Below are 10,808 nucleotides of genomic sequence, written 5' to 3'. Positions count from 1 at the left end.
TGAGGGCCTTGGCCGCCTGAGCACCGTCATGTGTCCGCCGCTCCGCTAAACACGGGAGCTGCGCGGCGGACACGCCGACGTCACAAACGGACTGGCAGCTTCGAGTGCGGGTTGTAAGAAGCGGACATTCAGGCGCTCCCGTGGACTGCCCTCGATCTGACACTCGCGTCCACAGGTGCGCGGTTGGCAAACCGGAAACTGAGGCAGAGAGGGGGCGGCCCGACGCCCACCTCGACGACAGCGGCGGTTTCTTGTTTTGAAGCACCATGGATGCCAATGCGTGCCTCGGCCGACATCTTCAATGCTCGATGACACTCAGTTAAATGTCGAGCAAAACCGTTCCTTGTGGGCGGCTGCAACATGCCAGGACATAGCCGGCCGACTTCTCTTCAGCGTTCAGTCCGCCTAGGTCGTCCATCGCAACTTCGCCGGATAGTTTGGCTATTCGGCACGTTCCGCAAACGCCCTGCTGGCAAGCGGTCGGGATGTAGATGCCACAATTCCGTGCCGCCTCCAGCAGGGTCTCTCCGGGCGTGCATTGATACTCCAGGCCCGAGCGGGCGAAACGGACCGAAGACGGAACCGCTGAACCCATTTCCGAACGCGAACCGTTGCTGCCTCCGAAACTCTCCTCGTGATACTGGGCCGGCGGGAGGCCAATTGCGTCAAGACAGGCGCGTGCCGTCTTCATGTATCCTTCGGGCCCACAGGCAAAAACGGTGCGCTTGTGGAGATCGGGAACCAGGCTCAGCAGCATCCGACCACCAATTCGGCCGGTTGAACCCGTCCAAGCGGGACCTCCCTGATTGCAAATCAAAGTCACTTGAACGTTGGGAAAGCGAGCGGCAAGTGCTTCCAGTTCCGATCGGAAGACGATGTCGCCTGGCGTTCTCGCACTGTGAATGAAGCGGATCTCCCTGTCATCCGCGCGATCGGTAAGTGCACGCAGCATGGACATAACCGGAGTCACGCCGCTACCGCCCGAAAGGAAAACGGGTTTCTGAGCCGGCAACTCATCAAGATTAAACGAACCGAGCGGCCCTTCGATCTCGATCTCGCTGCCTGGCCTCACATTGTCATGGAGCCAGTTGGAAGCAAGCCCGCCTGGCTTTCGTTTCACCGTGATCTGAAGATCAAGCGGTCGAGTCGGCGGTGATGATACAGAGTAGGAGCGCGTCATCGCGGCACCGTTAATCCTGAGATGCACGAGAACATACTGGCCGGCGCTGAAGCAGAACATCCGATCTGCGGCAGACGTGAGAACGAATGTCTTCACATCGTGCGTCTCGTCGATTACGCGACGGCAGAGCACAACATCTCGCGTCTTTTGTGTCCATTGCCGCTGACGCGACGTGGGCACGATATCGGATGCTTGGATGGAAGCGTATGCGTTCATTGTTCGGCTCGGCTTTGCGGTCGAGCGAACATGCCAGTTCTTATCCCATAAAACAGCAGTATAAACCCAACGTTATGATCGGCAATTTCGATTAAACTTCCAGCGACATAACGGCGAGATGGAGAGCTCGGATGCCTTTGCGAATGATCGGTTCGTGTTTGCGACGTGCCAGTATTGCCGTGTGAACTGGCTGGTGCAGCGTCGGCGCTCCTTCAACGAGGAACGATGGAAGCTCGGCGGTGAACCGGCGCGCATCATCGCTACGCATGTAGCAAGTGCCGCCCGTTCGCCGAAGCATGATCTCCGCCAGCGTTTCCGATCCGGTCGAAAGTCGACAGATCGCCAATTGAGCCAGCAGCTCCGCGTGCGTTTTCTCCAGCAGAACGGTGTAGCCTGGGCGGATGTAGGTGTCAGGATCAACATCCGACAGCGTTCTGGCGGCAGTCGAAACCATCACATATTCCTCGACCATCAGGTGCTCGTAGGCGATCTCGGGCAAGTAGCGAGGGGCATAAAGCACCGCGATATCCAGGTTTCCCATGCTCAAGTCGCTGACCATCTGGTTCGAGTAATCCGATTCGATATGAATCGAGGACTTCGGAAGGACCTGGCACAGTGTCTCGACCCACCCGGGTAGGACTGAGCGGGTCATGCCCACTTGGGCGGCAACGCGCAAGGTGCCTTCGAAACGGTTGAACGCGCGTACGTCGTGGCGAGCTTGCGACCAGGTCGAGAGCAGAGACCTGGCGTAAGCTTCGAACCGGCGTCCCGCGGCAGTCGGCTCTGCCCCGGCGCGTCCACGCTGGAACAGTTCGGACCCGATTGCGCTCTCCAGGTTCTTGATGCGGGTGCTGATCGTCGATTGGGTCAGGCCCAACCGATCCGCGGTCCGATTGAAATTTCTCGACTCGACGATATCGAGAAAGGTTTCGATGTGATCAAGCTGCATTGAACCCTCGATCGAAAAACTCGATCATATTGGCACGTTTCATAAGCTTGATCAAACGACAGCCAAGGCGGAAGCTGCACCAGTCAGCGATCCGGCAGCATCGCCGGACGAGGCTACGGAGCGGAACAAAGTGTTTATAATCGACTGCGATTGTCATAATTACTGGTCAAGCGCCACGGTATTGCAGCCCTACCTTTCCGGCCTCTGGAAGGACATGTTCGTCGAAGGCGAGAAGACAGGTCCCGTTGGGGCCTTCCCCCACGGCCATCGTCCCTGGTTTCATCCGCAGGATTTCTCCCGCAAGGACGTCCGTCCGAAAACCGAAGCCGATAACTATCTCATTATGAAAGAGAAGCACCTCGACAAGTACAAGATCGACGTGGCAATCCTGACGGGTGATGAGCCGATCGAGGCGTCAACCCTCGCCAACCCCTATTATGCCAGCGCCTTGGTCAGCGCCTACAATGACTACCAAATCGATCAGTGGCTGCCGAAGGACGACCGTTTCATGGGCTCGATCATCATCGCGCCACAAGATCCAAAGCTCGCCGCCGCCGAAATACGTCGCCTTGGCAATCACCCGCGCATGGTGCAGGTGCTCGCTTCCCAAGGATCCGTCAAGCCGTATGGCGACCCGTTCTACCACCCGATTTACGAAGCCTGCGCTGAAGTAGGATTGCCCTTCGCCATCCATCTGGGCGGCCATGGCGGAGTGAATTCAACTGCCATCGCTCCTGCCCCAACGACGTTCTTCTGGGAGACCCACGCTATCCTCCACATGTCGGCAATCTCGCACGTGGCCAGCATGATCGCGCATGGCGTCTTCGAGAAATGGCCGGACCTCTATTTCGTGATCATCGAGTGCGGCGTCGCTTGGGTCCCATCGGTACTCTGGCGCCTGGACGCCGACTACAAAGCGCTGCGCAAGGAGACGCCATGGCTGAAGATGCTGCCGTCGGAATATTGCAGGCGCAACATCCGCTTTTCCACGCAGCCGCTGGAACAGCCCGCAAACATCCAGCATCTGTGGTCCACGCTTGAGGCGATGGACGGCGAAAATACGCTGATGTTTGCGTCCGATTATCCCCACTGGGATTACGACGATGCAAACACGCTGCAGATCCCTCCTGCCTGGAAGAGCAAGATCATGGGACTGAATGCGCTGGAGGTCTACAAGCGCATCCCGCGCGCGCAAGCGGCGAATGCCGCCTGAGGAACCATGTGATGCCCGAAAAGACCTACATCTGCCGCGTCGACGAAATCGAATCCGGGTCTCCCTTTATCGCCAAGATCCGCAGCCTTTCGGTTGGCGTTTTCCGCGTCGGGGATTCATTCCACGCGCTGCTGAATGTTTGTCCGCACCGCGGCGCTCCACTTTGCGAGGGACCGCAGTGTGGAACGACCGCGCCCGTCGAACAGGCGCAATTCATCTATCATCGCGAAAACGAGATCGTCCGATGTGCCTGGCACGGCTGGGAATTCGACATCAAGTCAGGTGAGGCCTTGGTCGATCCGACCGTTCGCGCTCGCACATTTCCAGTCACCGTGGAGGCCGGCGGCATCTATGTGACGGCCTGATTGGCGCAAAACCGATTGGGATTGGAAAATTCGAAGGAAAGGTGGCCGCAGCAAACTAGCAGATTTGCAGGTGTTTTGACGAGAAATAACGCGGAGAACTCCGCAATGGGAGAGTCGAATGTCAGAATCTGAATACAAGCTTGGTATCGCTCGAAGCCTGATCGGTGGCGGCAATGTTTCCCGCCGCGACTTCATTCATCTTGGCCTGGCCGCTGGCCTGACCGTCGCCGCCGCCGACAAGCTGTTCGTGAGCACGGCGCGGGCCGAACCGATGCAGGGCGGGTTCGCCAAGCTCGGCATGGCTCACGGCGCGACGACGGATTCGATCGATCCGGCCGGCTACCCCGATACGTTCACACAAACCGCATTTTCGGGCTCGCTGTCCAACAGCCTCACTGAGGTCGACGCCAAAGGCAATGTCCAACCGGACCTCGCCGAGAGCTTCGAATCTTCGGATGGGGCCAAAAACTGGGCCTTCAAGCTGCGCAAAGCCGCAACCTTCCACAACGGCAAGACCGTGACGGCGGATGACGTCGTGACCTCATTGCAATATCATATGGGCAAGGACACCAAATCGGCGGCGAAGTCGCTGTTGGAGTCCGTCGCCGAGATCAAGGCGGACGGCCCGGAAACGGTGGTCTTCACGCTTAAGAGCGGCAACGCCGATTTCCCTTACATTATGAGTGACTACCATCTGGTCATCATGCCAGCCAAGGACGGCAAGGCGGATTGGGCCTCAGGCGTTCGCACGGGCGCTTTCGTAATCGAGAACTTCCAGCCCGGCGTTTCGGCCAAACTCAAGCGCAATCCGAACTACTTCAAGAACGGCAAACCATACCTCGACGAGGTGGAGTTCATCGCCATTACAGATCTTGCCGCTCGCATGGCGGCATTGTCTACGGGGGAGGTGGACTATATCGGCCGCGCCGACTTGAAGACTCTCGGCATGCTCAAACGCAATCCCAAGGTGGAAATCGTCGAAGTCACTGGCTACGGTCACTATACCTTGCCGATGAATGTCACGATGGCGCCGTTTGATAATCCGGACGTGCGAATGGCCCTGAAATGGGCGATCAATCGTCAGGAGATCGTCGACAAGATCTTTCTCGGCCACGCCACCGTGGCCAACGACAACCCGATCGCGCCAGCGATCAAGTTCGCCAAGGATCCGCAACCGCAGCACAGCTTTGATCCGGAAAAAGCCAAGCACTACCTGAAAAAGGCCGGAATGGAGAACCTGAAAGTGGATCTCTCGGTCGCCGATGCCGCTTTTGCAGGCGCGGTGGACGCGGCTTCGCTCATTCGCGAGACGGCAGCCCAATGTGGCATCGACGTAAATGTCGTGCGTGAGGCCGAGGACGCTTATTGGGACAATGTCTGGCTCAAAAAACCCTGGTGCGCTTCCTATTGGAGCGGTCGAGCGACGGCCGACTGGATGTTCACCCAAGCCTTCGCCGCGGACTCCAGCTGGAATGAGTCGTTCTGGAAAAATCCCCACTTCAACGAATTGCTTGTCCAAGCGCGCGCCGAGACGGACGAGGTGAAGCGAGCGGCGATGTATGCGGAGATGCAGCAGCTAACCCACGATGATGGCGGCAGCATCGTGCTGGTCTTCAACAATTTCGTCAGCGCTCAATCCAAAAAGCTCGCACACGGCGAAGTGGCGCCCAATTGGGAGAACGATGGACTGAAAATGGCCGAACGCTGGTGGATCGCCACTGCATGAGATGGCGGGCCGGAGCCGAGTTGACTGTGAGGCTCCGGTTGGCTTCCCTGGCTGTTGCAAGGGCTGCCGCCCAAACAGGAAACGCACGCCCATGAACCCTGTCGCAAAAACAGTTCTGGAGCGGCTTGGGCTCGGCCTGATTACTTTGTTCATCGTGTCCATCATTATCTTCTCTGCGATCGCGATGCTCCCCGGCGACTTCGCCAAGGCCACGCTCGGGCAATCGGCGACGTCCGAAACGGTCGCCGCATTCCAGCGAGAAATCGGCATCGATCGTCCACCTGTCGAACGCTATTTTGTCTGGGTCGCGCAGATGCTCCACGGTGACTTCGGCTCCTCGTTTGCGAGCCGCACCGGATACCGGCGTAGCGTGGCCGAGATCATCGCGCCACGGCTATACAATACGATGTTCCTCGCAGCGGTGACTGCGCTGATCGCAGTCCCGCTCGCCCTGGGGCTTGGCATTCTTGCCGCTCTGTACCGCAACGGCTGGTTCGACCGGCTGGTGAATGCTGTGACGCTGACAACCATCTCGTTCCCGGAGTTTTTCGTCGCCTATATGCTGGCCTACCTGGTCATCTCGCGCGACACGTTCATTGGATCCGATTTCGCTCAATCGCTGCCGCATTGGCTGGCAGCCTCACTGGGCTGGGCACTCAATGCTGTTCCCAAATTTCCGACATTGTCGAATGTGAACGAGCAGACGCCGTTTTGGGATCACGTCTGGAAAGTGGCCCTGCCGGCAATCACCCTTACGCTCGTCATCGTGGCCCATATGATGCGCATGACCCGAGCGGCCATCATCAACATGCTGGCAAGCCCCTACATCGATATGGCGCGCCTCAAGGGAATGTCCCCGATGGTGATCGTGCTGAGGCATGCCCTGCCCAATGCCTGGGCTCCCATCGTCACCGTGGTGGCCTTCAATCTGGCGTATCTCATCGTTGGAGTGGTCGTGGTCGAGGTCGTGTTCGTGTATCCCGGCATCGGTCAGTTGATGGTTGATGCAGTGAAATCCAGGGATGTTCCGGTCGTTCAGGCCTGCGCCCTGATTTTCGCCGCGACCTACATCCTGCTCAATCTGATAGCCGATATTATCTCCATCGCCACCAACCCCAGGCTCTTGCATCCACGATGACCAGCTTCGAACCTATCGCGGCGATTCAAAGGCTGAGGCGCTCGCGTGCCACCCGAGCGAAAACGGCCCTGAAGAAGGCACCCTTCAGCGCATGGTTCGGGATCGTCGTGATCGTCGGCTACGTTTTTGTTGCGGTCTTCGCGCATTGGATCGCGCCATACGGGGAGACTCAGGTCTTCAGCGAAGCCTTCGCGCCGTGGAGCCAGGAGTTCAAATTGGGAACCGATCAGCTCGGCCGCGACATGCTCACCCGCTTGATCTACGGTGCGCGCAACACCATCGCTATTGCAGTCGCGACCACGTTGCTGTCCTTCGCGGTTGGCGTCTCGCTCGGTCTTCTTGCCGCGTTGCACAGGGGATGGCTCGACCAGATATTGTCGCGTGCGGTGGACGTGTTGATGTCAATCCCAAGTCTGATCTTCGCGCTGGTGCTGCTGTCGATCTTCGGCTCGTCGATCACCAGCCTGATTGTGATCATTGCCCTTCTTGATTCCACCCGTGTCTTTCGGCTTTCTCGCGCCGTTGGGCTTAACGTGGCCGTGATGGAATATGTGGAGGTGGCGCGATTGCGCGGCGAAGGCGCGAGGTGGATCATCGCCAAGGAAATCCTTCCCAATGTAATGCCGCCGCTGGTCGCAGAGTTCGGCTTGCGATTTTGCTTCGTATTCCTCACCATCGCGGCGCTGTCCTTTCTCGGCGTCGGTATTCAGCCACCGACCGCCGATTGGGGTTCGATGGTGCGCGAGAACGCAACCCTGATCACTTACGGAGACGTCACGCCGCTCCTTCCGGCCGGCGCGATCGCTCTCCTTACGGTGTCAGTCAATTTCGTTGTGGACTGGTTCCTGTACGCAACAAGCGGGTTGCGGGATGAAAAATAGCGGTCTAGGCCCGCGCGAAAAAGGAAAGGATCTACTGCAGATCCGCAATCTGCATGTGGAGGGGTTCTCGGACGAGCGGTGGCATCCCATTGTGCGCGGGATCGATCTGACGCTGAAGCGGGGGGAGGTTCTGGGCCTGATCGGCGAGTCAGGCGCCGGCAAGTCCACCATTGGCCTTGCCGCAATGGGTTATACCAAGCCGGGCTGCCGGATCACACAAGGCTCGATCCTGTTCGACGGGATTGATCTTCTGGCAGTCAGTGAAGCAGTGCGCCGTCGCCTCAGGGGCTCCCGCATCGCCTATGTCGCGCAAAGCGCGGCGGCCTCTTTCAACCCGGCCCACCGGCTGTTGGAACAAACCGTCGAAACTGCGGTGGCGCATGGAATTGCCAGCCGGGAAGAGGCAAACCGGAGCGCCGTCGATCTTTATCGACGTCTTCAGCTCCCAGACCCGGAGACCATAGGCTTTCGCTATCCTCATCAGGTCTCCGGCGGGCAGTTGCAAAGAGCAATGACCGCAATGGCTATGGCTTGTCGTCCGGACCTCATAGTGTTCGACGAGCCAACGACCGCGCTCGATGTGACGACGCAGGTCGAAGTTCTTGCCTCCATTCGCAACATCGTGGAGGAATTCAATACGGCCGCAATCTACGTGACGCATGACCTGGCGGTGGTAGCGCAAATGGCGGACCGCATTATGGTTTTGCGCGACGGGCTCACTGTGGAGGAGGCTGAAACACGGCAGATGCTCGCTGCGCCTGCCCAGGAATACACCAAAACACTGTGGGCTGTGCGCAAGCTCGCGAAGCCCGAAGTTGCGGCCGAAGAGTATCTGCTGACGATAGACCACGTTACCGCGGCCTATGCCCGAACCGTCAAAGTGCTCCAGGATGTCTGCATCAAAGTTCCACGCGAAAGAACGGTGGCTGTGGTCGGCGAGTCCGGCTCCGGGAAGTCGACCCTCGCTCGGGTCGTCACCGGCCTTCTGCCATCGCTTTCGGGGTCGATCTCTTTTGCCGGCCAGCCCCTTTCAAAGAGCTTGAAGATGCGCCCGAAGGAGGTCCTGCGCCGCATACAGATGATTTATCAAACGCCTGACAACGCGTTAAATCCGCGCCAGACGGTCGAAGACATCATAGCGCGACCGCTTGAATTCTACCTCGGCTTTAGCGGCGCGCAGCGGGATCGCCGGATCGGCGAACTCATGCATATGGTCGAGATGAGCGAAGCTTACCTGGACCGACTGCCGGCCGAATTGTCGGGTGGCCAAAAACAGCGCGTTTGCATTGCCCGGGCGCTTGCGGCCGATCCGGATCTCATTATCTGCGACGAGATTACGTCCGCGCTCGACCAGATCGTGCAGGAGGAAATCCTAAAGCTCCTCATGCGCCTGCAAAAGGACTTCGGCATGAGCTACCTCTTCATCACTCACGACATTGCCACCGTACGGGCGATAGCCGACGAAATTGTCGTCATGCACCAGGGCAAAGTCGTTGAGCAGGGTATGAAGAGCGAAGTTCTTACGCCGCCGCATCCGGCTTACACCGAAAGGCTCTTGTCGTCCGTACCGGAAATGGATCCGGACTGGCTCACAACGCTGCTGGCCAGGCGGAAAATCTGATAGGATCGCAAGGTGGACAGGAAGAGAAACCCGTCCACCAGGCACCTGCCGTCCGTCCTGCTGCCAGAACACCCCGCGACCGCTAGGCCGCATAGCACTGGGACGGAGAGATGCCGTACGATCATCACCCGACTGTGCGTTCGATCGTGAGTTTTTTCCCTCGTGAGAGCGCGACCAGCAAGACGGCACGATCGTCGCCGCTGCGCCGACTGACCCAGCGCGGTCGCGTATTTTAGGCAAATTGAATCTTGGCCCGTTCTGAGCGATGGCATGCCCCAGCAGTAGGTCGCGATTGCCCGTCAATCCGATCAAGATCATCGTCAGTGACGTCGCCTCATTGCTCCTCGGCTTCGATCACCTCATTGGTTCGACCGGCATAAATTGAGGCGTGACGCCAAACCCGCCGCCGGCCGATGCGATCCGGACTTCAACGGGTCAGAACGAGGGCCTCCTCCTCGTCGCGCTGCTTGCCACCGTACACTGCTGCAACGCTGGCTATGAAGGCGCCGACAACCATCGACAATGCGCCTATAAGTGCGAAGGACGCAGTGGCTTTCCTTGCTGTATCGGCCGCCTGCTTGGCCTTGGCCTTGGTGTCGTCGACTTTGGCGATCACCGCATCCACTCGAGCCTTCGCATCGGCCTCCGACAGGCCTGTGCGGGCGGCGACGAGTTGCGCCAGATAGGCCTTGTCCTCAGGCGATATCTGGCCATTTGCCGCCCCCGCCAGCAGGATTCGCGTCGCCTGTTCCGTAGCGGTGGCGCCGTTCTGTTCATTGGCGGGCGCTGCGGCGGGGGTCGCCGCGCGGAACAGAGAATCCACAAAATAGCCGGTCCAGATGCCAGAAGGTGGGGCACCTGTCGTAGCCGCATTGGCGGCTGCTGTCGTTGCCCCCGTCGCGGCGCCTGACGCCACGGAGGATGCAGCCTGCACACCCGTGCCCAGCGCCGCCGAAAGAGCCGAGCCCAGCACGCCGGCAACAAGCAATGTTGCCAGCGCCCACGCAAGGAAACCGTGCGCGGTGTCACGAAAAAAGACTTCGTCGGTGTGGACATTTACCCACTTGGTGCGCAGCCGGCCGGTGAGATAGCCGCCTAAGCCAGCTGATAGCCATTGAACGACGACAAGCCAGGCAGCCGCCGAAACCGCGAAGGTCGTGGTCGAAGCGCTCGCTCCGGTCCAGGGCGAAACCATGGTCAGTCCTAGACCGGAGCCGACCAGCATCAGAATAACCGTCAGCGTCGAGGCCGCGAAAGCGCCCGCGACGATCGGCCCCCAGCTGACGGCCGATGAGGATGACTCAGTGACCGGCGTGATGTCTGTCGATGAAACCACGGTTCCCATTTTCACCCCCTACCGCGCAAGAAGCATAATCAGAATGATGATTGGGATCGGCACTCCAAGCAACCAAAGCAAGATACCTCGACCCATAACTACCTCCTTTAAAAGGTGCTGAGACGAAGTAACAATTCTCCATGAAGGTTTTCGTTCCAAAGCTGCCGCTGGGCATTATGCGGC

Annotated in this window: 9 protein-coding genes; 6 read left to right on the top strand and 3 right to left on the bottom strand. The window is 58.9% G+C overall.

Going from position 1 to position 10,808, the window contains the following annotated elements:
- Positions 1 to 319: 319 nt before the first annotated feature.
- Both NKJ90_RS10195 and NKJ90_RS10190 read right to left on the bottom strand, forming a co-directional pair.
- On the bottom strand, positions 320 to 1,396 hold the full coding sequence (locus NKJ90_RS10195) for an FAD-binding oxidoreductase (protein ID WP_352486066.1): 1,077 nt from the start codon (positions 1,394 to 1,396) through the stop codon (positions 320 to 322).
- A gap of 91 nt (positions 1,397 to 1,487) precedes the next feature.
- Positions 1,488 to 2,345, bottom strand: a complete 858-nt coding sequence (locus NKJ90_RS10190; RefSeq protein ID WP_023758498.1) for a LysR family transcriptional regulator — start codon at positions 2,343 to 2,345, stop codon at positions 1,488 to 1,490.
- Between the two features lie 130 nt (positions 2,346 to 2,475).
- On the opposite strand from NKJ90_RS10190, the gene NKJ90_RS10185 reads away from it, so the two are divergent.
- The 6 genes from NKJ90_RS10185 (at position 2,476) to NKJ90_RS10160 (ending at position 9,289) form a co-directional block, all read left to right on the top strand.
- The gene (locus NKJ90_RS10185) at positions 2,476 to 3,558 is read left to right on the top strand and encodes an amidohydrolase family protein (RefSeq protein ID WP_031259925.1); all 1,083 of its coding nucleotides are present in this window, start codon (positions 2,476 to 2,478) and stop codon (positions 3,556 to 3,558) included.
- A gap of 11 nt (positions 3,559 to 3,569) precedes the next feature.
- Positions 3,570 to 3,923, top strand: a complete 354-nt coding sequence (locus NKJ90_RS10180; RefSeq protein ID WP_023758500.1) for a Rieske (2Fe-2S) protein — start codon at positions 3,570 to 3,572, stop codon at positions 3,921 to 3,923.
- Between the two features lie 118 nt (positions 3,924 to 4,041).
- The gene (locus NKJ90_RS10175; protein WP_023758501.1) at positions 4,042 to 5,649 is read left to right on the top strand and encodes an ABC transporter substrate-binding protein; all 1,608 of its coding nucleotides are present in this window, start codon (positions 4,042 to 4,044) and stop codon (positions 5,647 to 5,649) included.
- A gap of 91 nt (positions 5,650 to 5,740) precedes the next feature.
- Complete coding sequence (locus NKJ90_RS10170; RefSeq protein ID WP_352486065.1) at positions 5,741 to 6,787, top strand: ABC transporter permease; 1,047 nt, start codon at positions 5,741 to 5,743, stop codon at positions 6,785 to 6,787.
- Positions 6,784 to 7,668, top strand: a complete 885-nt coding sequence (locus NKJ90_RS10165) for an ABC transporter permease (protein WP_352486064.1) — start codon at positions 6,784 to 6,786, stop codon at positions 7,666 to 7,668. Before NKJ90_RS10170 ends, NKJ90_RS10165 begins: the two co-directional genes overlap by 4 nt.
- Positions 7,658 to 9,289, top strand: coding sequence for an ABC transporter ATP-binding protein (locus NKJ90_RS10160; protein ID WP_352486063.1), 1,632 nt, complete (start codon positions 7,658 to 7,660; stop codon positions 9,287 to 9,289). The genes NKJ90_RS10165 and NKJ90_RS10160 overlap by 11 nt, the downstream gene beginning before the upstream one ends.
- A 427-nt stretch (positions 9,290 to 9,716) precedes the next feature.
- On the opposite strand, the gene NKJ90_RS10155 is transcribed toward NKJ90_RS10160, so the two are convergent.
- A complete protein-coding gene (locus NKJ90_RS10155) occupies positions 9,717 to 10,634 on the bottom strand; it encodes a membrane protein (RefSeq protein ID WP_023758506.1) in 918 nt (305 codons plus the stop codon).
- Positions 10,635 to 10,808: the final 174 nt, after the last annotated feature.

The organism is Mesorhizobium sp. M0051 (assembly GCF_040323235.1).
Lineage (GTDB): Bacteria > Pseudomonadota > Alphaproteobacteria > Rhizobiales > Rhizobiaceae > Mesorhizobium.
The sequence above is the reverse complement of the archived record's forward strand: the minus strand, read 5'-3'. Positions and strand labels throughout refer to the sequence as shown.

Coding starts and splice junctions, on each gene's coding strand:
- NKJ90_RS10155 (WP_023758506.1), bottom strand. CDS start 10,634: ATGGGAACCGTGGTTTCATCGACAGACATCACGCCGGTCACTGAGTCA.
- NKJ90_RS10160 (WP_352486063.1), top strand. CDS start 7,658: ATGAAAAATAGCGGTCTAGGCCCGCGCGAAAAAGGAAAGGATCTACTG.
- NKJ90_RS10165 (WP_352486064.1), top strand. CDS start 6,784: ATGACCAGCTTCGAACCTATCGCGGCGATTCAAAGGCTGAGGCGCTCG.
- NKJ90_RS10170 (WP_352486065.1), top strand. CDS start 5,741: ATGAACCCTGTCGCAAAAACAGTTCTGGAGCGGCTTGGGCTCGGCCTG.
- NKJ90_RS10175 (WP_023758501.1), top strand. CDS start 4,042: ATGTCAGAATCTGAATACAAGCTTGGTATCGCTCGAAGCCTGATCGGT.
- NKJ90_RS10195 (WP_352486066.1), bottom strand. CDS start 1,396: ATGAACGCATACGCTTCCATCCAAGCATCCGATATCGTGCCCACGTCG.
- NKJ90_RS10180 (WP_023758500.1), top strand. CDS start 3,570: ATGCCCGAAAAGACCTACATCTGCCGCGTCGACGAAATCGAATCCGGG.
- NKJ90_RS10190 (WP_023758498.1), bottom strand. CDS start 2,345: ATGCAGCTTGATCACATCGAAACCTTTCTCGATATCGTCGAGTCGAGA.